Here is a 26,552-nt window from a genome sequence, read left to right on the forward strand (position 1 = left end):
CGGCAGAAAGCAGACGGACCGGACAACTTCCACGTCGGTCTCCCCAATGCCCGCCCGCACCCGTTACACTCGTTCCCATGCGACACACGACCACCCAGGCCCAGTGGTGGCGCCGCCTCTAGGCGGTGCTCCGAGTGCGCATACCCATGCAGCGACCGCCCCGGACCGGCGGTCGTTTCCCGTTTCACGGCCCCGGCCGGTGCGATCCGTCCCGACCGACCACAGTGCCAAAGGACCGGCCGTGAACCCCAGCGACGCACAGAACACCACGTACCGCACCCAGGGCGGCGTGACCGTCCACCGCAGCGCGACCCCCTGCGACCCCGAGGTCCTCACCACCCTCGTCCAGTCGATCGAGGACCGCCGCGGCGGCGTCCTCTCCTCCGGCATGGAGTATCCGGGCCGCTACGACCGCTGGCACCTGGGCTACGCCGACCCGTGCCTGGAGATCACCACGCGCGGGCGCGCCGTCACAGCCGCCACCCTCAACGACCGCGGCCGCGTCCTGCTGCCGGTCCTGGCCGAGGCCCTGTACTCCGTTGGCGCCCCGGACCCCGACAGCACCATGGGCGACCTCGAACACGGCCGCGTCACCGTCACCGTTCCCGAGCCCGACCCCGGCGAGTTCTTCACGGAGGAGGAGCGCAGCCGCCGCCCCAGCGTCTTCACCGCACTGCGCGCCGTCATGGCCGCCCTGCGCAGCTCCGAGGACACCCACCTGGGCCTGTACGGCGCCTTCGGCTACGACCTCGCCTTCCAGTTCGAACCCATCGAACAGCACATCGACCGCGGCCCCGACGACCGGGACCTGGTCCTGCACCTGCCCGACGCCATCGTCGTCCGCGACCGCAAGCGCGAGACGTGCATGCGCTACACCTACGAGTTCACCGTCCCCGCCGACGGGGAGCGCGCCGAGGCCACCACCCGCGGCCTGCCGCGTGAGACCGAGCCCACCCCGCCCGTGGTCGCCACCGAGGTGCCCGAGGGCCCCGAACCCGGCTCCTACGCGCGCATCGTGGCCAGGGCCAAGGAGAAGTTCCGCCGCGGAGACCTGTTCGAGGTCGTGCCCGGCCACCGGACCTACGCCCGCTGCTCCTCGCCCGCCCGCTTCTACGAGCTGCTGCGCGAGCGCAACCCCGCCCCCTACGAGTTCTTCTTCAACCTCGGCCGCGGCGAGTACCTGGTCGGCGCGTCCCCGGAGATGTTCGTCCGGGTCAGCGGCGAGCCCGGCACGGGACAGAGGGTCGAGACCTGCCCGATCTCCGGCACCATTCGCCGCGGCGAGGACGCCCTGGGCGACGCCGAGAACATCCAGGAGCTGCTCTCCTCGGTCAAGGAGAAGTCCGAACTGACCATGTGCACCGACGTGGACCGCAACGACAAGTCCCGCGTGTGCGAGCCGGGCAGCGTCCGGGTGATCGGCCGCCGCCAGATCGAGATGTACTCGCGTCTGATCCACACCGTCGACCACATCGAGGGCACCCTGCGCCGTGAGTTCGACGCCCTGGACGCCTTCCTCACCCACATGTGGGCGGTCACCGTCACCGGCGCGCCCAAGACCTGGGCGATGCGGTTCATCGAGCAGAACGAGACCAGCCCCCGCCACTGGTACGGCGGTGCCGTCGGTGTCCTGAACTTCGACGGCTCCATGAACACCGGCCTCACCCTGCGCACCGCCCACATCCGCGACGGTGTGGCCGCCGTGCGCGTGGGCGCCACCCTGCTCTACGACTCCGATCCCGAGGCGGAGGAGCGCGAGACCTTCCTCAAGGCGCGCGCCCTGCTGGAGACCCTCGCCCTCGGCGAGCGGGGCGAGGAGGGCGCCGCCCCCGCCGAGGGCGGGACCGCCCCAGAGCCCGCCGATCTCCCCGGCCAGGGCATGAGGGTGCTGCTCGTGGACCACGAGGACTCCTTCGTCAACACCCTCGCCGACTACGTGCGCCGTCACGGAGCCGAGGTGACCACCGTCCGCTACGGGTTCGACCCCGCCCTGCTCGACCGGCTCGCCCCCGACCTGGTGGTGCTCTCGCCCGGCCCCGGCCTGCCCGAGGACTTCGGGATGTCGGCGCTGCTGGACGCGCTCGCCGCCCGCGGTCTGCCGGTGTTCGGCGTGTGCCTGGGACTACAGGGGATGGTGGAGCACGCCGGGGGAGAGCTGTGCACCCTGGACGAACCGGTGCACGGAAAGCCCGGCCGCGTCCGGGTGTCCGGCGGCCGGCTCCTCGCGGGGCTGGGCGGCGGGGAGGCCTTTCCGGCGGCCCGCTACCACTCGACCTACACCGTTCCCGAACTGGTCAAGCACTTCGAGGTCACCGCGCTCCTGGACGGCGAGGCGGAGGAGAACCCCACCGTGATGGCGATCGAGGACCCGGCCGCGCGGTGGTACGCGGTGCAGTTCCACCCCGAGTCGATCCTCACCGCGAGCGTCGGCGAGGGCATCGTGGCCAGGGTGCTGAGTCTGGCCCGCGGCTGAGGACCGCCGCCGAGACCCGGCCGGGGCCGCCCGCGCATCGTGATCCGAGCGTGACACGAGCCATGCGCGGATCACGTACGTGTCCGCTCACCTGCGCAGAAGCTCTCTTTTCCCAAACACGACCAACCACAAAGTTTGACCAACTCGTTATGGGTCAGTGGTTGTGTATGGGTATTTTGCTGTCAATTCTCGGAATTATCCTCATTGTGGCCGGCGTTCTCGGGGTGCTGCGCGGGCAGTTGCTCTGGGGCATCATCGCCATCGTCGTCGGACTCTTCGTCGCCCCCGGTTACTTCTACGGCTTCTAGTGCGGTGGGCCCCGGGGCCTGACGGCGACGATCCCGCTCCTGGTGCCACTGCCGACGGTCGGGAGTGGCACCGGGGACGGGGCTCCGACGGGGCCCGCCCGCCTCGCCCGCCCGGCCTCCTGGGCCCGGTCCGATCCCGCGCTGCCCCGTGTACCCTCGGGGAAGGCTGGTCAGCCCCTGCTCCCATCACGCCCCCGTGCCTATGGAATCCCTGGTCACGGCCGTTAGGCGTGCGCTGTGGGAGCGGGATCACGAACGGGAGGCATGCTGTGAAGAGGGTCGAGCCGCAGGTTCGTCTGGTGGCGCGTCCGCAGGTGGACTACGACGCCGTTACCGACTACCTCAAGGAGGTCGGGGGAGAGGCGTGGCTGGAGCGGTTCGACCGCGGCGAACTCGACGCCCACCTCAACGACCCGCAGAACCTCGCCGAGTTCGCCGGGCGGCTGTGCTACCGCTCCTGGGAGCCGGGTCTGAACCCCAACGTCACCCGGGTGCGCAAGGACCAGGACGCCTACCTCGGCAACCTCCTGGCCAGCCTGCACGGCTCGGTCCTGGAGCACATCAGCTTCAGCTTCGTGCTGCACAACGTGTCCCGCGTGTGCTGCTACGACTCCGACACCGAGGTACTGACTGACCAGGGTTGGATTCCCTGGCCCAAGATCGAGGGTGACGAGACGTTCGCTACCCTCGACCCGCGCAACGGGGAGTTGGAATACCAGCAGGCCACAGAGGTCTACCACGCCGACTACGACGGTCCGATGTACCGTGTCGCCTCCGAACAGGTCGATCTTCTGGTGACCCCGAACCATCGCATGTGGGTCCGCAAGTACGACACTCAGGCAGCGAAACGGGACGAGCAGGACTTCGGGGTGGAGTTCGCTGAGGACATCCTGCATAAGCGAGTCCAGTACCAGAAGGCCGCGACGTGGCGTGGGTACACCCCGGAGCGGGTGGAGATTCCCGCGACGACGCGCACCTTCGTTCGAAAGGACACGGGTACGCAGGGCACCCGGCACTATCCGGCCGTTTCCCTGCCGACCGAGGCCTTCGCGCGTTTCCTCGGCTACTTCATTGCTGAGGGGAGCATCAACGGCCACCAGATTGTTCTGGCCCAGAACCGTGGACCTGGCCTGGAGAAGATGCGCCGGACCATCGAGGAGATGGGGCTTCCCGCCTATGTACCCGAAAACGGCCACGGAGATGTGCGCACTCAGTCCGCTGCCCTGCGGGACTTCCTGGCTGAGCTCGGACACTCACACGAGAAGTACGTGCCCGAGATGGTACATGGCTGGGAACCGGAAACCATCGCCACCTTCTTGGACGCGATGGTCGAGGGAGACGGGACCGTACACGAGAAAAACGGTCATCGTGTCATCTACACCTGCTCCCGTGAGCTCGCAGACGACCTTCAGGTGCTTGCCATCAAGGCGGGCCTGTCCGCCAACGTTCGCCTCGACGACAGGGTAGGGCTTGAGCGCGTCATGCCCAGCGGGCAACGCTTCAACAACCTGCGTCCTTGCTACGTCGTCTCGCTTCTCAGTAAGCGCTCCCACCCTCTGGTCAACACCGGTCGTACCAGGCCCAGCCGTTACTGGAACGCTGATGGCTACAACGACCAGATGGAGCATTACAGCGGTCGCATCCATTGCGTGAAGGTGCCCAACGGCCTTCTGTGGGTGCGCCGCAATGGGAAGCCCGTCGTCTCGGGAAACACCCACGAACTCATCCGGCACCGCCCGGGTGTGGCCGTCTCGCAGGAGTCGCTGCGCTTCGTGCGCCTGAGCGACCTGCCGTTCTGGTTCCCCGACTGGGCCGAGGACGACCCCGAGCTGATGGAGCGCGCCACCGCGATGCTCCAGCAGATGGAGGAGTTCCAGCTCTGGATGGCCGACCACTTCGGCCTGGACGAGGAGGGGGTGAAGTTCTCCGAGAAGAAGCACAGGACCTCGTTCATGCGCCGCTTCGCCCCCGAGGGTGTGGCGACCGGCCTGGTGTGGACCGCGAACGTGCGCACCCTGCGCCACACCCTGGAGGCGCGCACCGCGCCCGGAGCCGAGGAGGAGATCCGCCTGCTGTTCCACCTCATCGGCCGGGCCTTGCAGGAGGAGGCCCCGGCGCTCTTCGGTGACTACGAGGTACAGGACGGCGCCTGGGTGCCCCAGTGGCGCAAGGTCTGATCGGCGTAGCCGTGCCCGCCCTTCGGGGCGGGCTTTTTTTGTGCGTTCTGAAGTCGGTGCTTCACTAAAAAATCGTACTTTCCTACATTTTTCCGTTTTGTGTTTTCTGCTGCCCTCCACGGGGTGCTGGCGGTCCGAAATTCACTGTCTTCCTGAAATCTTCCTGGCCTTTGCGGTGGTTTGGCGTGAGGATGGTGGGGGTTGATCCGCCGTATCAGTGATCTACGCGGATCAAACTGACACGAAAAGTACGAAACGGAAATGGAGGCAATCGGAATGAAGGCTTTGGTGTCCGCTGCGGCGGCGCTCGCGTTCGCGGCGGGCGGGACCATGGTGGGTGCCGCGCCGGCGCACGCCGCGACCGGGGAGGTCGTGGTGTTCACCACCGAGGCGGAGGACCTGCGGCACTACCCCGACCCCGCGCAGGGCAGCTGCCACCGCCTCCCGGCCACCGCGCACGTCCTGATCAACCTCACCGACTCCGACGTGCGTATGCACGCCGGAATGTCCTGCCTGGGACCGGGGGTCGCGGTCGCTCCGGACCAGGGCTGGCACGCTCCCCCCAGCGGGATGTTCAGCTTCTCGGTGTCCTGACCCGGACCGGTGCCGCGGCCACTGGACGGCGGCCGCGGCACCGCGTGGTGGACGGCGGGTCGGACCTGGCGCTCCAGGGCTGGCGACAAAACCACCATAATGGACTTTATTCTTTATGCTCCTTTCTCTTCTGGGGTGGCAGCATGCCCGTTTCCGGGGTTTTGGACTTGGGGGCATGTTCTCTTTTTTGACGCTTTCGGTGTGGTGGTCGACAGTTGGTGGGGAACGCGCGGTCGGTGTGCCCGCAGAGGCGTGTCGAACGGCGCAAGGAAGAGAATCGGAAAGGTGCCCGTCCGTTATGCTGCATACCCTCGTCGTCGGTCTGGGCAGATCGGGAGAAGGGCTGCACCTGCCGTCGCTCGCCAAGGCCCGGACCCAGGAACCCGCTCTCTTCGCCCCGGGTCCGGTCATGGGTTTCGACCCGTTCCGGACGTCGGCCGAGGGAGTGCTCCTGGTCGACTCCCCGGAGGAGGCGGCGCGCCACGCGCCGCCGCAGAGCACCGTGGTCCACCTGTGCACCCCGCCGCATCTGCGCTCCGACCTGCTGGAGCGCCTGGCGAGGCTCGGCTACCGCATGGTCATCGTGGAGAAACCGCTGGCCCTGGACCTGGTGGGGTTGGCCGCCGTCGCCCGCGTTCGGCGGCGCTGGGGACTGGACATCACCGTCACCACCCAGTGGCTGGACAGCGCGCTCACCCGGAGACTGCGCGCGGTCCTGCGGGGGAAGGCCTTCGGCGAGCTGCGCACCATCACGGTGCTACAGAACAAGCCCCGCTTCACTCGCACCGTCGAGGCGCCGGGCCATCCCACCGCCTTCGACGTGGAGGTACCGCACGCGCTGGCCGTGGTGATCACCCTCGCCGGGGGAGCGGACATCACCTCGGCCTCCCTGGAGGACATGGTGACCGACCGGAGTCGGCTGCCCCGGATGGGCCGCGCCCGGCTCGGCCTGGAGCACCATTCGGGGGTGCGCAGCCAGATCGACTCGGACCTGTCCTCGCCCGTGCGCGAGCGCAGGATCGTGCTGGAGTTCGACAGGGCCCTGCTCACCGGCCACTATCCGTGCAGCGCGGCCGACCAGGCCGCCCAGCTGCGGGTGGAGGCCCAGGGATGGGAGCCGATCCGCTCGGTCTTCGCCGACGACGCGCTTCCCGCGTTCATCCGGACCGCCTACGCCCGCTACACCCGATCCCGCGACGCGTCCGTGACCCTCCCGGTCCAGATCGAAGCGGTCCGGCTGCTCACCGAGGCCAAGAACCTGTGCGCGTCCGGGGCTCCGAGGCAGGGGGTGGGCAGTGTCGTCGGCGCCTGAACAGCTCACCCCGGTAACCGCCGGGATCGGGGACGAGGCCGCGCCCGGACTCGGCGGACAGCTCGCCGCCCTGGCCGAGCTCGGCTGGAGCCGTCTGGAACTGCGCACCGTCGACGCGGTTCCGGTCGCCGGGATGGACGAGCGGGCCTTCGCCCGCGCCGCGCGGGAGATCCGGGACTCCGGGACCGAGGTGGTCGCCGTCGCCTCCCGGATCGGGGACTGGTCACGGCCCGCCACCGGAGACTTCGCCCTCGACCTGGCCGAGCTGGAGGTCCTGGCGCGGCGCTGCGCGCTGCTGGGCACTCGGCTGGTCAGGATCATGTCCTACCCCTCGGGCGGACTGGCCGAGCCCGTGTGGAGGCACCTGGTCGGCACACGCCTGCGCGAATTGGCCCGGCGGGCCGAGGACGCCGGGCTGGTACTGGTGCACGAGAACTGCGCGGGTTGGGCGGGCGACAGCGCGGAGCGGATGCTGGAACTGCTGGCCGAGGTGGACAGCCCGGCACTGCGGCTGCTGTTCGACACCGGAAACGGTGTCGCCCACGGATACCGTGCCCCGGAGATGCTGCGCGCCCTGGTCGGCCACGTGGCGCACGTCCACGTCAAGGACGCGGTGACCGGGCCCGGCGGTGAGGTCGGCTACGTACTCCCCGGTACAGGCGAGGCCGGGGTCGCCGAGTGCCTGCGGCTGTTGGCCGAGCACGGCTACGCCGAAGCGCTGTCCATCGAACCCCACCTGCATCTGCGTCCGCACCTGCGGGCCTCGGGAGCCGACCCCGGCCGCGGCGACCATGCCGCCTTCGTCGCCTACGGGCGCGCGCTGGAGCGGCTCACGGCCGAGTCCTGGCGCGCGGTGCCCGGGACCCGGCGCCGGGAGGGGGTCCTGTGACCTCGGCCCTCACACCCGACGACCGCACCCTGCTGCTGCGGCTGCTGGAACTACCCACCGCGGGACCGCTGGAGACCGGCTCGGACGGCCCCCGGCCGCGCCTGCGCGAGGCCCAGCGCGCCTACGCCCGCGCCGCCGCCGGGATCGGCTTTCGCGTGGTGCACCACGCCCCGGCCGATCCCGCCGACATGGACCGCTCGGACGTTCCGGCCTCCGTGCGCGAGGCCCTGTCCGACCCCGCCTTCCTCGACTGCCAACCCAGCCTGGTGCTGCGCCTGGGCCCGGCTCTGCCCGCGGAGCGCACCGTGATGTTCAACGTGCACCTGGACACGGTCGCCGGGCGACCGCCGGTCGGCTTCGACGGCGAGTGCTTCCACGGACGCGGCGCCATCGATGCCAAGGGCCCGGCGGTGGCGCTGCTGGCCGGGGTGCGCGCCGCGCGCGAGCGGCGCCCCGCCCTGGGACGCGACGTCGCGGTGCTCATCCAGGCCGTGGCCGGGGAGGAGGGCGGCGCCATGGGGGTGCTGGGCACCCGGCCGCTGGTCGAACGCGGCCACACCGGTCGGCTCAACGTGTTCTGCGAACCCACCCGGATGCGGTCCCTTCCGCGCAGTACGGCGGCGATGACCGCCCGGCTGTCGGTCCACGGGGACGACGCGGTGGACGACCGGCCGGACACCGGGCACAACGCCTCCGTGCTGCTGGGATTCCTGGCCCAGCACCTGGGACGCGCGCTCGACGCGCACGCCGCGACGGGAGCCGTGTGTGTGGCCGGACTGCGCACCGGCACCCTGCACAACAGGGTCTACGGAACCGGGGCGCTACTGCTCAACCTCTCCTACGCCCGGGCCGCCGCGGGACGCGCGCTGGAGTCCGCGCTGACCGAGGCGCTAGATGAGGGCCTGGACGCGTTCGGCGCGGCCTTCACCGGTACGGCGCTGTTCGACCGGACCGCCGCCGACGCGCGTGCCCTGACCCGCCTGGAGTGGCGCAAGCGCGGTCTGCCCGTGCTGGACGACCGCGACCCCTGGGGGCACGCCCTGCTGCGCCGCGCCGGGATCGACCCGTGGCCCCCGGACGAACCGGCCTTCACCTGCGACGCCATCTGGATGTCCGGTGTCACCGGAGCCAGCACCGTGGTGCTGGGCCCCGGCGACCTGGCCGCCAACAACGCGCACGCCGACGGCGAGTTCGCGCGCGCCGCCGAGCTCGACGAGTTCGCCGACGCGGTGGCCCGTCTCCTGACCGCCTTCACCGACCAGACGAACGGACAACCGTGACCACCACCTCCCCCGTCCCGCCGCGGGCCCCACAGGACCAGAGGGCCGTGCGGGTGGACCACGACGACCTGATCACCTTCGTCGCCGGGGTGTTCGCCCACCGGGGCCTGCCACCGGGCCGGGCCGCCGAGGCGGCGCGCGCGCTGTGCCACGGCGACCTCGCCGGGCCGCGCTCGCACGGCCTGGCCAACCTGACACGTCTCTACCTGCCACTGCTGGACGAGGGCAGGGCCGATCCGGTCGCCGAGCCCCGTACCGTCACAGACCTGGGCGCCGCCGTACTCCTCGACGCCCGCCGGGCGCTGGGCCTGTGGGTGGCGAGCGCGGCGATGGACCAGGCCGCGGAGCGTGCCGAGCGCCACGGTATCGGCCTGGTCTCCGTGCGCGGCGCCACCCATCTGGGATGTGCCGGATACCACGCGCTGCGCGCGGCCGAGCGCGGCATGGTGGGCCTGGTGGCCAGCAACTGCGGACGCCAGCGCATCGCCCGGCCGCCCGGTGGCGCGGTGGCGATGCTGGGCACGAACCCGCTCAGCGTCGCTGCTCCGGCAGGCGGGCACCCGCCCTTCCTGCTCGACATGAGCACCACGGCCGCGCCCACCGGCCGGGTCCGCCAGGCGGCCCGTGAGAACCGGACCCTGCCGGAAGGGCTGCTGTGCGACGACCTGGGCGCGCCCGTCACCGATCCGCACGCCTTCGACGCCGGACAGGCGCACCTGATGTGGCTGGGTGGCCAGGACGGCCGGTACAAGGGGTTCGGCCTGGGGCTCATGGTGGAGGTGCTGGCCGCGATGGTGCCCGGTGCCGGGCTGGGACCGCACCCCGACGCCCTCGCGGGCGACGGCGGCCCGAGCGGTCGCGACGACGACATCGGCTTCTTCGTCGCCGCCGTCGCGCCCGACGCCCTGCGAGAGGGCGGCGGTGCCGACGCGGAGGGGCTGTTCGGCGCGCTGCTGGAGTGCCCGCCGACCGATCCGGCCGAGCCGGTGCGCTACCCCGGCTGGCACGAGTACCACCGGGCGAAGGAGCGGCGGCGCCAGGGCGTGCCGCTGGAGGCGTCACTGCACGCCGAGCTGGTGGAGCTGGCCGAGCGGACCGGGCTGCGGACCCCGCCTGTCCAGGGAGCTCCGCGATGAGGCCGCCGCTGCGAGTCGGGCTGGTCGGCCTCGGCGTGATCTCCCGGTTCTACCTCACCGCCCTGCGTACCGTCCCCGGGCTGGACCTGGTCGCGGTGTGCGACCGCGAACCGGACGTGCTGGACGCGTGCCGGGCCGGTGTGCCGGGCTATACCGACCACGTGCGGATGCTGGAGCGGGCTGCTCCGGACGCGGTGGTGGTCACCGCACCCAACGACGCCCATGCCCGGATCTGCGCCGACGCCCTGGAGCGGGGCGCGGCCGTGTGCGTGGAGAAGCCGCTCGCGCTGGACGCCGCCCAGGGGGAGTCGCTCGCCGGGCTCGCCCGGGAGCGGGGCGTCCCGTTGTTCACCGCCTTCCACCGCCGGTACAACTCCGAGGTCGCGCGGCTGCGTGAGGACCTGGCCGGGCGGCGGGTCACCGAGATGACCGTGCGCTACCTGGAGCGGATCGAGGAGCACGCCGGATCCGACACCTGGTATCTCGACCCGGACCGGTGCGGCGGGGGATGCGTCGCCGACAACGGACCCAACGCGTTCGACCTGGTCGAGACACTGCTCGGCCCGGTCGAGGCGGTGGCGGCGCACATCACCCGGGACGCCGCGGGCACCGACCGGCGGGCCGATATCGGACTGCGGGCACAAGGGACCGCGGTCGGAGACCGTCCGTCGAGGGACGACGGGCGAGGGGTGGGAGTCCGGGCCAGGGTGCTGCTCGACTGGTCCCACCCCGGCGAGCGCAAGGACGTCGAGGTGCGCACCGACGACGGTGCGGTGCTGACGGCGGACATGCTGGCTGGCTACCCCGGGTTCAAGGGGTCCTTGTGGCACGAGTACGTCGGGATACTCGCCGAGTTCGAACGGCGGGTGCTCGGCGGTCTGGTCGAGGACGGGGGCGGACCGTCCGCGCTGCGGTTGGTCGGGGACACCTACCGGCTGGAGACGGCCGCCGGGGAGGAACGGACACGGGAGGGCGTGGGATGAACCCGTACGAGGACGGCCCCAAGCGGGAGATCACCGCGACGATGGTGAAGGTCCTGGTGCACCGAAGGAGCGAGCGGGGCATGCGGCTCGAACCCCACGCGAGCCGGTGCGTTCGCGTGGGGGAAGTGCACGAGCTGGTCGCCACCGACCACACCGAGACCGCTCCGGGAGGCCGGATCGACAGGGTGGGCTTCCTCGGATTCGCGGAGATCACCGCGGCGGGGGTGGTGGACAGGGGCGACGAGGTGTGGATCGGCCCCCGCCGTGTGGGGGTGGTGCTCGGCTTCGACGGCTGTCACCTGCCCAACCACTACAACGTGCTGGTCCACGCCGACCCGGTACCGACAGGACGGGACCTGTCGCTGGCCGCGGGGGAGCCTCTGGTGTTCCGCCAGGGCGTCCCGGACGGCGCGGAGCGAGGTACGCCGACCGACCCGGTTCCAGAGGAATCCGGTATTTACACATAAATGTCCGATATAAAAATCAAATAGTATCGACGTTGTTCTTCTGCCCCCCTTTTGTGTGAGAAGGTTTCCCGGTAATCTATGGAAGTGCAAAGGGTTCGGTCGGGCGTGGCCGAGAAAGCCCTACCTGTACTCGAACAGGGCGTCGTACATCCTTTTTTCGCGTTGAATGTGAGGGTAAATCAATGACGACTGCAACCAAGGCCAACAGCAGGCTCGAGGAGCGCTTCCGCCTCTGGGACGCCAACGGCAACGGGGTGATCGAGCGCTCGGACTTCGAGAGCGAGGCGAACGGCATCCTCTCGCGCCTGGGGGCCGAGGGCACCGCCAAGGGCGAGGCGCTGAAGGAGGCGTACCTGGCCATGTTCGACCTCCTGGCCCAGAGCGCGGACACCGATCGGATGAGCCAGGAGCAGTTCGTCGCGGTCGCCGAACGGGAGATCATCAGCAAGGGCGACGCCGGGTTCGCCACCGTCGTCCAGCCGACCATCCAGGCGATCGTCGACGTGCTGGACGTCGACGGCGACGGTGAGGTCAGCCCGAGCGAGATGGAGAAGTGGTTCGACGCCATCGGCATCGACGAGAGCGGGTCCGCCCAGGCATTCGCCGACCTGGACGCCGACGGCAGCGGCAAGCTGTCCACCGCCGAGCTGGTCGCCGCGGTCCGCGACTACCACCTCGGCAAGAACGACATCCCCCTCCTCGGAAGCTGAGCCCCCTGCCCGGTCGCGGCGCTCCCGCGCCGCGACCGGGCCCCGACCCCTCACCCCCTCTCCGAGGTACAGAAACATAAAACGTGAAGAGAACGCTTTCACCCCCCGAGGCCGAGCACCCGGGGAGAGCACGGTTTCCCGTCCCCTTTTTTGATCAGTCGGAAACCTTCCGGAAGCTGTGGCCAGAAATTCGCGATAACTGTCTCCGCGTCATGGACCGGGGAAAGTTCTCGCACGGCGCGATGGTCGCCGAATTCGAACGTGAACTGGCCCTCTGGACCGGGGCACGGCACGTGGTCGGCGTTAATTCCGGGACCGACGCACTGGTACTGCTGCTGCGCGCCGCGGGGCTGCGTCCTGGAGAGGAGGTGATCGTTCCCGCCTACACCTTCGTCGCCACGGCCAGCGCGGTGGTGCTCGCCGGCGGCGTCCCCGTCTTCGCCGACATCGAGAAACAGGGGTACGGTATCGACCCGCACTCGGTGGACGCGGCGGTCACCTCCCGAACCCGGATGGTCATGCCGGTGCACCTGTTCGACCGGCTGGCCGACATGGCGGGTGTGCAGGAGGTCGCCCGACGCCACGGGCTGACCGTGCTGGAGGACAGCGCCGAGGCGATCGGTATGCGGCTGCACGGTACACACGCAGGGCTGCTCAGCGCCGGAGGGGTGCTGTCGTTCTTCCCCGCCAAGACACTCGGCGCGATCGGCGACGCGGGTGCGCTGCTCACCGACGACGACCGGATCGCCGAGACCGCGCGGGCACTGCGCCACCACGGCCGCTCCGGGCGGACCCTGGACGACTTCCCCGGTATCGCCAACCCGACGGTCCTTCCTGGCTGCAACAGCAAGATGGACGACATCCAGGCCGCCGTGCTCCTGGCCAAGCTCACCCGGCTCCACGCCGGTATCGCCCGCAGGGCGGAGCTGTCAGCGCGCTACGACTCCCGCCTGCGGGACGTGCCGGGGGTACGCACCGTGCCCGGCGACGCCGTGCCACACCCAGGCGGAGGGCGGGTCGTCTACGTCCACCTCGTCGAGGCCGAAAAGCGCGACGACCTGGTGGCCCACCTGGCCGCGGCCGGTATCGGGACCGAAACCTACTACCCGGTCCCACTGCACCTGCAACCGTGCTTCGCGCACCTGGGGCACGCACCGGGCGACTTCCCCCGCGCCGAGGCCGCGTGCGAGGCAGCGGTCGCGCTCCCGCTCCACCCTGATCTGACCGACGCGCAGGTGGACCGCGTCTGCGACGAGATCGAGGACTTCTACGTTCGGGGGCGCCAGTGACCACGACGACCACGCGGGACATCCCGTTCTTCCCCCCGGACCTGTTCGAGGCCGACCGCGACGCCCTGCTGGAGGCCGTCCACGAGACCGGGACGAGCGCCGCGCAGAAATTCATCCTCGGCGACCGCACCGCCGGATTCGAGGGCGCGCTGCGTGACCGGCTGAACGTGGCCGACGCCGTCACCTGCTCCAGCGGGACATCGGCGCTCACCCTGGTCCTGGCCGCCATGGAGGTGGGCCCCGGCGACCAGGTGGTGGTACCGGCCTTCGGCTGCGCGCCATTGGCGAGCACCGTCATCGGGTGCGGCGCGCACCCGGTCTTCGCCGACGTCGACCCGGTCGCGCTGACCATGGACCCGGCCGCGGCGGAGGCGGCCGTCACCGGGCGTACCCAGGCGCTCATGCCCGCGCACGTGTTCTCGATGATGGCGGACATGCCCCGGTACCGGGAGCTGGCCGACCAGTACGGGCTGCGCCTGGTCGAGGACTCCGCGCTGGCCCAGGGCGGGGTGCTCCAGGGCCGCCCCGCGGGGCTGTGGGGCGACGCCGGTGTCTACTCGTTCGTACAGGTCAAGACATTCGGCATGCCGGGTGAGGGCGGTGCCGTGGTCACCGGCGACACCGCACTCGCCACGCGTGTGCGGATGCTGCGCAACCACGGCCAGGACGGTGAGCACCGCTTCCTCCACCACCACGTCGGCTACAACAGCCGGTTCGACGAGGTGATGGCCGCCTTCCAGCTGCACCGGCTGGAGGGGCTGGACGCACGGCTGGAGCGCCGGGCCGAGGTCTCGGCGTACTACTCCTCCCGGTTCGCGTCGCTGGCCGGAACCGGGATCACGGCGCCGCCCGTGGGCGGAGACGGGCGCTGCCACTACGTCTACACGCTCCTGACGGAACAGCGTGACGAGCTACGCGCGCACCTGGCCGCTCACGGAGTCCACACCCACGTGTACTACCCGCGGATACTGCCCGCGCAGCCCGCGTTCGCCCCGTACGCGTCGCCGGGCGGGCACTGGCCGAACGCGGAGTCGGCGGCACGGCGCAACATCTCCCTGCCCCTCTACCCGCACCTGAGCGACACCGAGGTGGAGCACATCGCCGACACCGTGTGCGCGTTCGCCCGCCGGATGAGGAGGACGACCAGATGACCGAGCACACGACCGAGCCACCCGTCACCGAGTCACCCGCCGCGGCCGCGCGGACGCCCCCGCCCGCCCGCGGCACCCTGGCCGCCTACGCGCGGCTGGCCAAACTCGACATCGTCGACTACTACATCGGCCTGCCGTTGGTGCTGGCCATGCTGGCGCCCGCGCTGCGCTGGCAACCGGGCACGCTGGGGTTGCTCGTCCTCATCCTGCTCGCCGAGGTGGCGGTGGTGGCCGCGATGGTCGCCTTCGACGACGTCACCGGGTACCGGGACGGCAGCGACGCGGCCAACTACGGATCGGACGCGGCCCGCCGCAGACTGGCCCGCAAACCCCTCGTCGCCGGAACGCTCACCGAGCCACAGGCACTGCGCTTCGCCTGGGCGGCGACCGGGGCGAGCGCGGTGCTGTGGACCCTGGTCGTGCTGGCCGCCCCGCACCGGCCCACGTGGGCGATCGCGCTGGCCGCCCTGTGCGTCGTCGCCTCGGTCCAGTACTCCTGGGGGCTCAAGATCAGCTACCGGGGCTTCCAGGAGGTCTTCCTGATCGGCCTGGGCGTGGGCTGGGTGCTGGTGCCCTACGGGCTGCTCGCCGGAGAGCTGAGCGGCTTCGTCGTGGTCCAGGCGCTGCTGTTCGGGTTCGGCCCGATGCTGTTCGGCCTGTACTCCAACACCAACGACGCCGACGGCGACCGCTCCGCGGGGCGGATCACCGTCGCCGCGCTGATGCCCCGACAGCTCAACACCGCCTTCATCATCGCGGCGACCGCGGCCGAGAGCCTGCTCATCTCCGTCTCGACCCTGACCGGGATCGCCCCGTGGTGGTTCCCCGTCGTACTCGCCCCCGTCTTCGTGATGCGGGTGACCCAGCTGGTGATGGGCTTCGTGCGCGGCGACATCCTGCGCGCCCGGCGCCTGGCCATCCACACCCACAGGGCCACCGTGGTCCTGCTGATCGCCGCGAACCTGCTCGCCCCGATGCTCCTGGGGGCCGCCGCGTGAGCGAGGTACTCGACGTAGCCGTGGTCGGCGCCGGGCCCGCCGGCCTGGCCACGGCCCACGCGCTGGCCCTGGCGGGGTGCTCCGTGCGGGTCCTGGAGGCCGCCGACGCCGTGGGCGGCCGGATGCGTACCCTGCGAGAGCACGGTTTCCTGATCGACACCGGCGCGGAGATGCTGCCCCCGGCCGCCGCCTATCCGGCCACCTGGAGACTGATCTCCGACCTCGGCCTGGACGCCGACCGGGGCGCGGTGACACGGGTCCGCGGTGCCCTGGCGTCGTGGCGCGGCGGCCGTGCCCGGCCGCACACGGGACGCGCGCTGGGGCTGCTCACCGGGGCGGGGCTGTCCCTGCGCGCACGGGCCGATCTTCTGCGCCTGCAATTCCTGCTCGCCGGTGCCGCACCGGACCCCGAACGCCCCGAGCGCTCCCCTCTGGGTACACGCACCCTCGCCGACCTTCTGCGCCCCTACCACCAGGAACTGCGTGACCGGCTGCTGGGCCCGTTGGCCGCCGGGTTCTTCGGCTGGGACCCGGAGCGGACGGCCGCCGCCCCCTTCGCCGCGCACCTGGTCTCCGCGGGCAGCACCGCCCACTGGCGTACCTACCGCGACGGCATGGACACCCTCGCGCGAACCCTGGCCGGCCGGCTCGACGTCGCCACCGACCACCCGGTGACCGGTGTGGCCACGGTCCCCGACGGGGTCAGGCTGGACTCCCCGGCGGGCCCGGTCACCGCCCGCGCGGCGGTGCTGGCGGTGCCCGCCCCGATCGCGGCGCGGCTGCACCCCGAAGCGACCCGGGCCGAGCGCGCCTACCTCGACGCGTGCGAGTACGCACCCATGCTCAGGGTCTCCCTGATGCTGGACCGCCCCATGTCCCCGGCCGGGGCCCGGGGCGGCTTCGCCACCCTGGTGCCCGCCGCGGAGGACCCGCTGCTCAACGTGGTCACCGCCGACCACAACAAGCACCCGGGGAGGGCGCCGGCCGGTCGGGGCCTGGTCTCGCTGGTCGCCTCGCCGCGGGGTGCCGCCGAACTCCTCGACGCCCCCGACGAGGAGGTGGCGGAGCTGCTCACCGTGCGCGCCGAACGCCTCGTCCCCGGTCTGTCGGACCGTGTCGAAGAGGTCCGAGTGCACCGCTTCCGGCACGGGCTGCCCGCGGCGGGGCCGCGCGCGCTGGGGGTACGCGCCGCCTTCGCCGCCCGCCCCCTCACGGCCGTGGACTACGCCGGGGACTGGATCGCGCTGCGCCCGTGCAGCGAGGGGGCGGTCTCCTCCGCCGAGCCGGCCGCCGAGCGGGTGCTCGCCTTCCTCGGCCGCACGGCCGCGACCCCCGCCCCGACTTCCAAGGAAGCCAGATGACACTGTTCACCAAGCCCATCCATCTGGGCACCCTCTTCGACGACCTGGCCGTGCGCGGCGTCGCCACCGCCGTGCACCTGAGCAGACCCCTGGACATCGCCCCCGGCCTGGGCACCGAACTGGACGTGCCCGGGGCGGCCGAGCTGGTGCGCGAGGCCGCGGGCTGGCTCGCCGCGGCCGGTGTCCTGCCCGGCGACCGTGTCGCGATCGCCAAGCGCAACCACTGGGACTACGTGCTGCTGAACTGTGCCGCCGCACGGCTGGGCGCGGTCCCCGCGTCATTGTCGGCGCACTTGGAGCCCCATGCCCTGGAGGTTCTGCTCAAGCGGCTGGACCCGAGGCTGCTGGTCACCGACGCGGCGCTGTTGGCCGAGGCCGGGGAAGCGGGGGCGGACCCCGCGGTGCACGCCGCCCGCACCCTGGTCGTCGACGGCCCGGCCGAGCGCGCCCTGTGCCTGGACGACGTGCGCGGCACCTCCGCTCCGCCGCCGCGGAGGCCGCCCCTGGACGCGCCCCTGGCGATCATGCACACCTCCGGTACCACCGGGGTGCCGAAGTTGGTCACGCACTCCACCCGCACGATCATGCGCCGCCTGGCCGGGTTCGAATCGCACCGCTGGCCCGTGCTGGGCAGTCGGCCCGACGACACGGTGACCGCGGCGTTCTCCTTCGCGCACGGCCGCGCGCTCGCCTGGACCGCGGGCGTGCTGTGGCTGTCCCCGGCAGCGCTGTCGGTGGTTACCGGCGCCGACTGGGCCGAGGCCGGACCGCTGTTGCACCGGTACCGCCCCACCACCCTGGAGGCCCAACCCGCCACCTTCGTGCACTGGCAGGACCGGGCGGCGCGGGAGGACGGCCCCTTCGACCGGGTACGTCTCTACACCAGCACCTTCGACGCCGTACACCCGTCGACCGTACGCACCTTTCTCAGCGCCACCGGGCACAGGCGCCCGGTGTGGATGCAGGGCTGGGGCCAGAGCGAGACCGGGCCGCTGACCTTCCGCTTCCTCACCCGTCGGGCACTGGCCCGGGGGCGGGAACGCCATCCGACCACCCGCGACCTGGGCCGCCCGGTGCCCACCCGCACCCGGCTGCGCGCTGTGGACCCGCGCACCATGCGTCCCGTCCCATCCGGCGTGCCGGGCCTGCTGTTCTGCCGTACCGAGGCCCTGTGCCTGGGCTACGTCGGCGAGGAGGGCCGGTGGCGGTCCAAGCTGGTGGGAGAGTGGTGGAACACCGGCGACGTCGGGGTCATCACCCGCACCGGCGGGGTGCGGCTGGTGGACCGCGAGGTGGACGTCCTGCGCGAGGGCGGCTGCCTGGAGGTGGAGGACGTCGTGGACGACCGTCTGCCCGAGGTGCTGGAGTGCGTCGTCCTCAGCGTTCCGGGCGGCCCCCCGGTACCGGTGGTGGTCACCGAGGACGGTCGGCTCGACACCGAGGCGTGGCGGCACGCCGTCGCCGACCTGCCCGAACTCGCCGACCCCGTGGTCACGACGTGGGACGGGCTGCCGCGCACGGGCACCGGTAAGGTTCGCCGGATCGTGCTGCGCGACCGTATGGGCCTGCGCCCCGACACCTGCGGTACGGGACGGTGGACGTGACGGCGCGACCTGCGGACACGGCCGTGCTCCCGCTGGCCGGAGCCGTCGCGCACGCGATGGGGGACTCGGTCGTGCTGAGGGTGGCGGCGGCGCGCCTGGAGGCGCTCGGCTGCGCCGTCTACCGGCTGGGCGGGGGCCCGCCCCCGGGAGCCCCGGCCGGGTGGATCGGCCTGCTGCGCGTCCCAGGGAGTTCCGGTGCCCCGCTGGCGGTGCCGGTCACCTGCGCTCTCGGTTGGTCCGGTCCGGTCGCGTCGCCACTGGAGGACGAGCGTGACGTGCAGGCCGTCTGCGGGCTCGCCCATCTGCACGGCCGTGCCCGCGGCGGCCCCCGGTTCCTCGGTGTGGACTACGCCTCGGTGTGCGCGGGTGTACTGGCCGCGCAGGCGGTGGCGGCCTCAGCGCTGGCCCTGGTGCGCGGAGGGCCGGTTCTGGCCGCGTCCGTCTCGGCCGCCCAGGCCGCCCTGGTGGCGGCGGGCCCCCACATCGCCGCGGCCACCGCGCCCGGCACCGGGCCTGATGCCGACGGGCCGTCCGCCCACGGCCAGGAGCCGTCCGTGCCGGGGCGGGAACCGCTCGTGTCAGGTGCCGGGCCGTCCGCGACGGGTGAGGGGGAGTCCGCGCCCGGGGCCGGTCCCACCCCTCCGTTCCGCTCCGCTGACGGGACACGCTTCGAGGTCGAGACCCTGGACGCCGAGGCGTGGCTGCGGTTCTGGACCGACCTGGGAGCCGCCCCGGCCGTGATCGCCGCCGGGTGGCCGTCCTTCCAACGGCGCTTCGCCACCGCGGTGTGCCCGCTGCCGCCGGAGCTGGCGGCCACGGCAGCCGCCACGGACTTCTCCCTGGTGCGCTCCGCGGCACGGCGTACCGGAGTGAGTATCGCCCCGATCCGCGCCGCCGCAAAGGCGGAGGGGCCGTCCCCGCCCCCGGAGTGGCGGCTGCGCGCGGCAGGCGGTACGGGCCGCCGTCCCCCCGGGCTGCCGCCGCTCGCCCCCGACGGGACCGCGCCCCTGTCCGGGCTGCGCGTGGTGGAGGCCACCAACCGGATACAGGGACCGCTCGCCGGGCTGCTGCTCGGCATGCTCGGCGCCGAGGTGGTGCGTATAGAGCCGCCGGGCGGCGACCCGATGCGTGGTGTGCCGCCGATGGCGGGGCAGCGCTCCGCCAGGTTCCTCGCCCTGAACCGGGGCAAGGGCGTGGTCGAGGCCGACCTCAGGACCGGGTCCGGGCGCCGCGTCGCGCGGGACCTGGCCGCCACGGCCCACGTCCTGCTGTACAACTGGCCGCCAGGCCGGGCCGAGCGGTTCGGCCTGGGGCCCGACGACCTCGCCGGCCTCGCCCCGGGCCTGGTCCACGTCCACGCCGACGGGTGGGCCGAGGAGGCTCCCGAACCCGGCACCCTGGCCACCGACTACCTGGTCCAGGCCTATGGCGGAGTGGCCGACCTCCTGTCCGGACCCGGCGAGGAGCCCTCGCCGTCCCTGCTGACCCTGACCGACGTGCTCGGCGGGATCATCGCGGCCGAAGGGGCGGTGGCCGCGCTGCTGGCCCGTGCCCGCACCGGCTCCGGGACGGGGGCCCGGACCGCCCTGGCGGACGCCGCCCGACTGTTGCGCCGCACCGGACGCGGCACCGCGCGCGAGGACCGGGGCGGTCACGCACCGGCCGGCGACCTGGCGGCGATGGCCGCCGCACCGGAGTTCGCTCAGGCCCTGGACACGGTCGACGGTACGTCCTGCTTCCGGGCCCCGTGGAGCTTCACCCCGGCCACGGCGCGGCCGGCCGCACCCAGCCCTGACAGACCCGCCGACCTCTTTCGGAGACCAGATGACGTGGACCTCGTCCAACGGACTGGCGCTGACCGACCTCGTACCGCCGGACCTGCGCGCTGAGTGGACCGCCCGGGGCTGGTGCCCGGGCAGGGACCTGTACACCCTGTTCCACGAGCACGCGCGCACCCATCCCGACCGGGCGGCCGTCATCGACGACCGCGGCACGCTCGACTACGCCGGGCTCGACGAGAGGGTGCGGTGCGCCGCCGCCTCGCTGGCCGCCGCGGGGAGGGCAGCGGGGGACGTCGTCGGCGTCCTGCTGCCCAACGGACGCGAGGCGGCCGTGGCCGAGCTCGCCGTCGCCGCCGTGGGCGCGGTCTCGATGCCCGTTCCCGACGGGCGTTCCCCTGCCGACGTGCACAGCCTGCTGGGCCGTTCCCGGGCCGTAGCCCTCATCACCGGCCCGGACAGGGTGGAGGAGGTCCGCCGGACGGACCTGCCGCACCTGCGCCAGGTGTGGACGTTCGGCCCGACCCGCCTCGGGGCGCGCAGCCTGGACCAGCCCGACCCTGGGGCGATCCGGGACTGGCGTCCCGCGCGGCCCGACCCCGAGTCCCCGGCCCGCGTCCTGGTCTCCTCGGGCTCGGAGGGGGACCCCGCGATGGTCGCCTACACGCACAACGCCATGGCGGGCGGACGGGGCAACTACGTGGCGGCACTGCGCACGGGCCCCGGACCGATGCGCGGTCTGCTCCTCGTCTCGTTGGCTTCGTCCTTCGGTTCCTGCGGGGTGCCGGTGACTCTGGCCCGGCACGGCGGAACCCTGGTGGTGCTGCCCCGCTTCGACCCGGCCGCCGCGCTGCGCGCGATCGAACGGCACCGCCCCACCCACCTGATCGGGGTTCCCACGATGCTGCGGCGGATCGCCTCGCTACCCGAGCGGGCGGACACCTCGTCCCTGCGCATGGTGGTGGCCAGCGGAGCGCCGCTGCACCGGGAGGTCCATGACGCCTGCGCGGCACGCTTCGACCGGCCGGTGGTCAACGTCTACGGCTCCACCGACGGGGTCAACTGCCACACCGGGCGCCGCCCGCAGGACTGGGAGCCGGGGATGGCCGGCTACCCCGCAGCGGACGTGGCCCAGGTGAGTATCCGTGATCCCCGGGGCCGTCCGGTCCCCACGGGGGAGACCGGCGAGATCTGGGCCCTGGGCCCGATGACACCGCTGTGCCACGTCGCCGCGCCCGACCTGGACGCCGAGCGCCGGGCACCGGGCGGGTGGGTGCGCACCGGCGACCTGGGCCGTCTGGACCCCGACGGCGCGCTGTGGGTGGTGGACCGCCTGCGCCGGACGGTGATCCGGGGCGGGGCCAACATCTTTCCGGCCGAGGTGGAGCGCGAACTCGGTGCCCACCCCCTCCTCGCGGAGGCCCACTGCGTACCGGTGCCCGACCCCGACCTGGGCGAGCGCATGTGCGCCTGTGTCTCGCCCGTGGCGGGAGCCGCTCCGCCCACCCCGCGGGAACTGCTCGCCTTCCTGCGCGACGAACGCGGCCTGGACACCCGCTCGCTCCCCGAACACGTGCTCGTCCTGCCCGAACTGCCGCTCGGTCCGACCGGGAAGGTCTGCACGGCCACCCTGTCCCGCGTCGCCTCCGAGGCCGCGCACCACTGACCGACCGAACACCCAAGGAGGATCCGGTGACGGACACAGCCGCCGAGGCGCCCCGGCGAGGAACCGAGGCCTCGCGCTACCTCTTCGACAACCACAACGCACACGCCTTCGACCAGCACCGTTTTCTGTCGGCCGCCTATGACCCGATGACCACCGAACGCCTGGAGCAGGCCGGGGTCGGACCGGGGTGGAACTGTCTGGAGGTGGGTGCGGGGGGCGGCAGCGTCGCGCTCTGGCTGGCCGACCGGGTCGCCCCGGGCGGGAGCGTGCTGGCCACCGACATCAAGCCCGAGCGGATCCCCGGCACCGAGGGGCTGGAGGTCGTCCGGCACGACGTCGTCCACGACCCGCTGCCGGAGGCGGCCTTCGACCTCATCCACTCCCGGCTGGTGCTGCTGCACCTGCCCGAGCGGATCGCGGTCCTGGACCGCCTGGTGCGCGCGCTCAAGCCCGGCGGGGTGCTCCAGCTCGACGAGTTCGACATCACCTACGGCCCGGGGCTGCTCATGCCCGACGCCGGGTCCCGGAAGCTCTACGAGGAGTTCCAGGAGGCCAAGACCAGGCTGATGGTCCGCGCCGGGGCCGACCCGGCCTGGGGGCGCAACGCCGCCGAGGCGATGCGCCGCGCGGGCCTGGCCGGTGTCGATCCCCAGCCCCGGCTGGAGCTGTGGGACGCCGGCTCACCGGGAGTACACCTGATCGCGCACCACACCCGCCACCTGCGTGAGGCCTTCCTGCGCGAGGGGATGACCGACCGCGATCTCGCCGACGTGCGCGCGCTGCTGGCCGATCCCTCCTTCCGGGCCTGCTCCTGTGCGATCTACTCGGTCCAGGGCCGCCGCCCGACCTGAGGTCTGCCCGCTCGGGTGCCGTTTGTCGGTGGTGCCGGTTAGGTTGCCCATGCACGCACGTTCGAGGAAGGGGCGGTCATGGGCCAAACGGAATCGCGTGTCGACCGGGGGAGCAGGACCGTCCGGGCCTCCGCCGTGGAGGTCTACAGGGCGATGACCGAACCGGAGGCCTTGGAGTCCTGGCTGCCGCCGGAGGGCATGACCGGGCGGATCGAGCGCTTCGAACCGTGGTCCGGAGGCGGGTTCCGCATGGTGCTGACCTACCTCGATCCTGGATCCGGGCAGGGCAAGACCTCGGAGTCGAGCGACGTCACCGAGGTCGAGTTCGCCGAGTTGGTGCCCGACGCTCGGATCGTGCAGCGGGTCGTCTTCGAGTCCTCGGACCCCGACTTCGCGGGGACGATGACGATGGTCTGGCGGCTCACCGAGGTGCCCGAGGGCACCCTGGTGGCCGTCGAGGCGACCGGCGTTCCCCGGGGTGTCTCCCAGACCGACCACGAGGCGGCCCTCGCCTCGTCCCTGGCCAACCTCGCGGCCCACGTCGAGCGGTGACCGCTCCTCACCCCTCGTCGGACAGGAGACCCAGCCGTTCCTCGACCTCCGCCGCGCGAGGGTCCTCGTGGTCGCGCAGGTATTCCAGGGCCGCGCCCATTGCTTCCCGTGCCTCGGCCACGTTGCCCAACTCGGAGTGGGCGTCGCCAAGACCGAGCAGCGCCACCGCACGGCTGTCGGCGTCGTCGCGCTCCTCGAAGACCGTGATGGCCTGCCGGTACTCCGCCACAGCTTCCACAGCGTGTCCCGAACCGGTGAGGATCCGGCCCAGGGTGCAGCGTGCCCAGGCCACGGTCCACACGTCGCCGATGTCACGGAAGGCCTCGATCGCTGACCGGCAGTGGTCGAGCGCCTCCTCCCAACGGTCGAGGTCCGCACCGAAGTCGGCCAGGCTCAGCAGGCCCATCGCCTCACCACGCCGTTCTCCCGACTTTCGGAAGATCGCGATGGCGCGTTCGATGTACCTGACCGTGTCGTCTCCCCGCTCGCCGCGTTGCCAGGTCACCACACCCAGCTGGCGCAGCGTGAAGCCTTCCACCCACGGGTCACCGGCCTGGCGGTTGGCCGCCAGGGCGAACCCGTAGTGCTGCACGGCCGCGTCGAGGTCGCCCAGCAGCCACTGGGCGTCGCCCATCCCCAGGTGGTTGCGGGCCACCCCGAAGGCGTCGTCCGCGTCCTCGGCCGCCCGCAGACCGATGGCGTGCAGGTCGCGCCACTCGTGCCAGTGCCGGTGCAGTTCGAAGAGCCCATAAGCGGTCGCGGGCAGTCGCCAGGCGGTGTCATGATGGCCGTGGTCCTGAGCGGCCCGCACCACGGCCAGAAGGTTCGCGCGCTCGGACTCGAACCAGGCCAGCGCCTCCTGGGCGGAATCGAACTCGGGCAGTTCGTGGTCCTGCTCTTCCCCGGGAACGACCGGGAAGTTCGGGTGCTCCACGAGCTGAGCCCGTGCGGCGGCGTGTGTGTACCACCGGGCCACCCGCCCGACCGCCTCGCTCGCTGCCTCCCTTGCCTCCTCGGCGTTGATCCGCTCGACCGCGTAGAGCCGAACCAGGTCGTGCAGGCGGTAGCGGTCCTCGCGCGGCCGTTCCACGAGGTTCGCCCGGGTCAGGCGGTCCAGGAGCCTTCGGGCCTCTGGCAGCGGGACGTCGGTGAGCGCGGCAGCGGCCCCGGGGGAGAATTCCGGTCCCGGATGCAGGCTCAGGCGCCGGAAGAAGCGTGCGGTGGCGTTGTCCAGGTCCTGGTAGGAAGCCGTCATCACGGCGCGCAGATCACTCAACTCATCCTCCTCGGCGAGAGCATCCAGACGGGATTCCTCGGCGGCCAGTTCGGCCACCAGGTCGCTCAGCGCCGCGTCCGGCCGGTCCAGAAGCCGCTCGGCAGCCACCCGGAGCGCCAGAGGAAGGCGCGCGCAGTGCTCGGCCAGCTCGTGTGCCGCACGCGGTTCGGAGTCCACACGTGTGCCGACCGTGCTCCGCAGCAGGCTCACGGAATCCTCGAAGGGCAGGACATCCATCGAGAAGCGCTGCGCACCCTCGCGTGCGACGAGCCCGGGTAGCGTGCTTCTACTGGTCACCACGACCATGCAGCCGGGAGAGGCAGGCAGTAGGGGGCGAACCTGTGCTGGGTTGAGCACGTCGTCGATGACGACCAACAGGCGCTTGCCGTCGACCTCGGAACGGTAGCGAGCCGCGCGGCCGTCCAGATCCAGGGGAATGTGCTCTGGAGGAGCCCCGAGCGCACGCAGGATCGCGTCGAGTGCTTGTGAGGCCTCAGTACGTGGGCCGGGAGCGTGTCCGTGCACGCTGGTGTACAGATCCCCGTCGGGGAAGAGGTTCCGTGCCCGGTGCGCCCAGTGAACGGCCAATGCGGTCTTGCCGACACCCGGTGGTCCGGCTAGCACAGCGACGGGAACACTCGTCTCCGCCTCGGCTGCCAGGGCGTCCAGCTGTCGCAGGTGAGCCGTGCGGTCCACGAAGCCGGTGACGGCCATGGGCAGCTGACGCGGCACGGAGGCAGAGCGGGCGAGTCCGGAGACGATGTGGACGTCACCGTGTACGGTGCCCGCCTGCACGAGGGCTGTGGGGTCGCCGTGCACGGTGTTCGTGGTCTGCTCGTTGTTGATGTCTGTCACAGGGGTCGCATGTCGGCGTCGAAACGCTTCTCGTATTCACTGAACGGGGTGGCCAGGTGCAGCGTTCGATCACGCACCACGTTGGCCTGCACGATCTGCTTTGGGTCGGTCACCAGTGAGGGGGCGAGCATGGTGCCGTCGGGGGCGTAGTTCATCCGCACCAGGTGTTCGGAGTCGAAAAGCCAGTAGTCGGACCGGGGGATGTCCTCGGGCCAGGAGCCCGCGACCACGGGCAGGATGTTGACGTCCTCGCCCGCCTTGACGTTCGAGCGATAGGCCCACGCACATTCGAACCGTAGGTAGTCCGTGAGGGGCTCGGTGACCACGTGAACCCGGTGGAACCATCGCCCACTGCCAACCAGACGAGCCCATTCCTCATGGGAGTCAGTGGTGATCACCTCTCCATCAGCCAGGAAGCGGCGGAACGCCTCCTCCTCATAACCGACGTCATAGACCTGGAGGGTCTCCAGACGGAAGGCCGTGTAACGGCACTCCTCGAAGAAGCGGTCGAACTCGTCCTCGCTGACGGGTCGCGACCCACTGTCCTCAGGGGTCACACGTTCCTCCGCTGGTAACGCTCGATGGCGGCGAGGACGACCTCGGGGGAGATACGAACCGCGGTCTCACCAGGCAGAGGGTTGGCTAGCTTTGCGAAGTCGGCGTCGTCGAGTCCAACGCCTTGGACGACGAAGTCACCCGTGTCGCTGAGATAGACGGAGGGGCAGCCCTTGTCGCCTGACTTGTCGTCCTTGGCGAGCATTTCCAGTTCCATGGCTCTCCGATCGGGCCTCGCAGGAACGTTCCTCGAACCCTGAAGCTAACACGGAAGCCCTGCCACGTAG

22 protein-coding genes and 3 pseudogenes are annotated in these 26,552 nt (G+C 71.7%); 22 read left to right on the forward strand and 3 right to left on the reverse strand.

Translation table 11 applies throughout. The annotated features are described in order from the left end of the window. Positions 1-241 precede the first annotated feature (241 nt). From AC0T5L_RS16265 to AC0T5L_RS16370, 22 genes and pseudogenes are all read left to right on the forward strand, one after another. Positions 242-2,473, forward strand: coding sequence for an anthranilate synthase component I (locus tag AC0T5L_RS16265; protein ID WP_476166330.1), 2,232 nt, complete (start codon positions 242-244; stop codon positions 2,471-2,473). 167 nt (positions 2,474-2,640) lie between these two features. Then, positions 2,641-2,781, forward strand: a complete 141-nt coding sequence (locus AC0T5L_RS16270) for a GPGG-motif small membrane protein (protein WP_017586934.1) — start codon at positions 2,641-2,643, stop codon at positions 2,779-2,781. 269 nt (positions 2,782-3,050) lie between these two features. Next, positions 3,051-3,392 (forward strand): annotated as a pseudogene (locus AC0T5L_RS16275) (FAD-dependent thymidylate synthase); the annotation flags it as partial. Positions 3,393-3,593: 201 nt separating this feature from the next. Next, positions 3,594-4,226 (forward strand): annotated as a pseudogene (locus AC0T5L_RS16280) (LAGLIDADG family homing endonuclease); the annotation flags it as partial. A 267-nt stretch (positions 4,227-4,493) separates the two neighbouring features. Further along, a pseudogene (locus tag AC0T5L_RS16285) lies at positions 4,494-4,958 on the forward strand (FAD-dependent thymidylate synthase); the annotation flags it as partial. 276 nt (positions 4,959-5,234) lie between these two features. Further along, positions 5,235-5,552 carry a hypothetical protein gene (locus tag AC0T5L_RS16290; protein ID WP_476166364.1) on the forward strand — a complete coding sequence of 106 codons (318 nt, stop codon included), beginning with the start codon at positions 5,235-5,237 and terminating at the stop codon, positions 5,550-5,552. Between the two features lie 298 nt (positions 5,553-5,850). Further along, complete coding sequence (locus tag AC0T5L_RS16295) at positions 5,851-6,864, forward strand: Gfo/Idh/MocA family oxidoreductase (protein WP_476166331.1); 1,014 nt, start codon at positions 5,851-5,853, stop codon at positions 6,862-6,864. Beyond that, a complete protein-coding gene (locus AC0T5L_RS16300; protein WP_476166332.1) occupies positions 6,848-7,753 on the forward strand; it encodes a sugar phosphate isomerase/epimerase family protein in 906 nt (301 codons plus the stop codon). Before AC0T5L_RS16295 ends, AC0T5L_RS16300 begins: the two co-directional genes overlap by 17 nt. Then, positions 7,750-9,033: a M20/M25/M40 family metallo-hydrolase gene (locus AC0T5L_RS16305; protein ID WP_476166333.1), complete on the forward strand. Its 1,284-nt coding sequence runs from the start codon at positions 7,750-7,752 to the stop codon at positions 9,031-9,033. Before AC0T5L_RS16300 ends, AC0T5L_RS16305 begins: the two co-directional genes overlap by 4 nt. Continuing rightward, complete coding sequence (locus AC0T5L_RS16310) at positions 9,030-10,169, forward strand: Ldh family oxidoreductase (RefSeq protein ID WP_476166334.1); 1,140 nt, start codon at positions 9,030-9,032, stop codon at positions 10,167-10,169. The genes AC0T5L_RS16305 and AC0T5L_RS16310 overlap by 4 nt, the downstream gene beginning before the upstream one ends. After that, positions 10,166-11,152 carry a Gfo/Idh/MocA family protein gene (locus AC0T5L_RS16315; protein ID WP_476166335.1) on the forward strand — a complete coding sequence of 329 codons (987 nt, stop codon included), beginning with the start codon at positions 10,166-10,168 and terminating at the stop codon, positions 11,150-11,152. Before AC0T5L_RS16310 ends, AC0T5L_RS16315 begins: the two co-directional genes overlap by 4 nt. Further along, positions 11,149-11,619 carry a DUF6917 domain-containing protein gene (locus AC0T5L_RS16320; protein WP_476166336.1) on the forward strand — a complete coding sequence of 157 codons (471 nt, stop codon included), beginning with the start codon at positions 11,149-11,151 and terminating at the stop codon, positions 11,617-11,619. Before AC0T5L_RS16315 ends, AC0T5L_RS16320 begins: the two co-directional genes overlap by 4 nt. 182 nt (positions 11,620-11,801) lie before the next feature. Then, positions 11,802-12,329, forward strand: coding sequence for an EF-hand domain-containing protein (locus AC0T5L_RS16325; RefSeq protein ID WP_476166337.1), 528 nt, complete (start codon positions 11,802-11,804; stop codon positions 12,327-12,329). An 83-nt stretch (positions 12,330-12,412) separates the two neighbouring features. Beyond that, positions 12,413-13,618, forward strand: a complete 1,206-nt coding sequence (locus AC0T5L_RS16330) for a DegT/DnrJ/EryC1/StrS family aminotransferase (RefSeq protein WP_476166338.1) — start codon at positions 12,413-12,415, stop codon at positions 13,616-13,618. Further along, positions 13,615-14,769, forward strand: a complete 1,155-nt coding sequence (locus tag AC0T5L_RS16335; RefSeq protein WP_476166339.1) for a DegT/DnrJ/EryC1/StrS family aminotransferase — start codon at positions 13,615-13,617, stop codon at positions 14,767-14,769. The genes AC0T5L_RS16330 and AC0T5L_RS16335 overlap by 4 nt, the downstream gene beginning before the upstream one ends. Further along, on the forward strand, positions 14,766-15,767 hold the full coding sequence (locus AC0T5L_RS16340; protein ID WP_476166340.1) for a UbiA family prenyltransferase: 1,002 nt from the start codon (positions 14,766-14,768) through the stop codon (positions 15,765-15,767). The genes AC0T5L_RS16335 and AC0T5L_RS16340 overlap by 4 nt, the downstream gene beginning before the upstream one ends. Continuing rightward, on the forward strand, positions 15,764-17,128 hold the full coding sequence (locus tag AC0T5L_RS16345; protein ID WP_476166341.1) for a protoporphyrinogen/coproporphyrinogen oxidase: 1,365 nt from the start codon (positions 15,764-15,766) through the stop codon (positions 17,126-17,128). Before AC0T5L_RS16340 ends, AC0T5L_RS16345 begins: the two co-directional genes overlap by 4 nt. Continuing rightward, positions 17,125-18,732 carry a class I adenylate-forming enzyme family protein gene (locus AC0T5L_RS16350; RefSeq protein WP_476166342.1) on the forward strand — a complete coding sequence of 536 codons (1,608 nt, stop codon included), beginning with the start codon at positions 17,125-17,127 and terminating at the stop codon, positions 18,730-18,732. The genes AC0T5L_RS16345 and AC0T5L_RS16350 overlap by 4 nt, the downstream gene beginning before the upstream one ends. Continuing rightward, a complete protein-coding gene (locus tag AC0T5L_RS16355; protein ID WP_476166343.1) occupies positions 18,729-20,621 on the forward strand; it encodes a CoA transferase in 1,893 nt (630 codons plus the stop codon). The genes AC0T5L_RS16350 and AC0T5L_RS16355 overlap by 4 nt, the downstream gene beginning before the upstream one ends. Beyond that, on the forward strand, positions 20,557-22,176 hold the full coding sequence (locus tag AC0T5L_RS16360) for a class I adenylate-forming enzyme family protein (RefSeq protein ID WP_476166344.1): 1,620 nt from the start codon (positions 20,557-20,559) through the stop codon (positions 22,174-22,176). Before AC0T5L_RS16355 ends, AC0T5L_RS16360 begins: the two co-directional genes overlap by 65 nt. A 26-nt stretch (positions 22,177-22,202) precedes the next feature. Further along, positions 22,203-23,027, forward strand: coding sequence for a class I SAM-dependent methyltransferase (locus tag AC0T5L_RS16365; protein WP_476166345.1), 825 nt, complete (start codon positions 22,203-22,205; stop codon positions 23,025-23,027). Positions 23,028-23,105: 78 nt separating this feature from the next. Continuing rightward, on the forward strand, positions 23,106-23,579 hold the full coding sequence (locus AC0T5L_RS16370; RefSeq protein ID WP_476166346.1) for an SRPBCC domain-containing protein: 474 nt from the start codon (positions 23,106-23,108) through the stop codon (positions 23,577-23,579). A gap of 7 nt (positions 23,580-23,586) precedes the next feature. Here AC0T5L_RS16370 and AC0T5L_RS16375 read toward each other — a convergent pair whose 3' ends face one another. The 3 genes from AC0T5L_RS16375 to AC0T5L_RS16385 are packed head-to-tail and all read right to left on the reverse strand — an operon-like array spanning position 23,587 to position 26,482. After that, positions 23,587-25,710, reverse strand: coding sequence for an ATP-binding protein (locus AC0T5L_RS16375; RefSeq protein ID WP_476166347.1), 2,124 nt, complete (start codon positions 25,708-25,710; stop codon positions 23,587-23,589). Then, complete coding sequence (locus tag AC0T5L_RS16380) at positions 25,707-26,267, reverse strand: DUF6879 family protein (RefSeq protein ID WP_476166348.1); 561 nt, start codon at positions 26,265-26,267, stop codon at positions 25,707-25,709. The genes AC0T5L_RS16375 and AC0T5L_RS16380 overlap by 4 nt, the downstream gene beginning before the upstream one ends. Next, entirely contained in the window at positions 26,264-26,482 is a 219-nt protein-coding gene (locus AC0T5L_RS16385; RefSeq protein ID WP_476166349.1) for a hypothetical protein, read from the reverse strand. Before AC0T5L_RS16385 ends, AC0T5L_RS16380 begins: the two co-directional genes overlap by 4 nt. Positions 26,483-26,552: the final 70 nt, after the last annotated feature.

It is taken from the genome of Nocardiopsis sp. TRM 82005 (assembly GCF_056312425.1).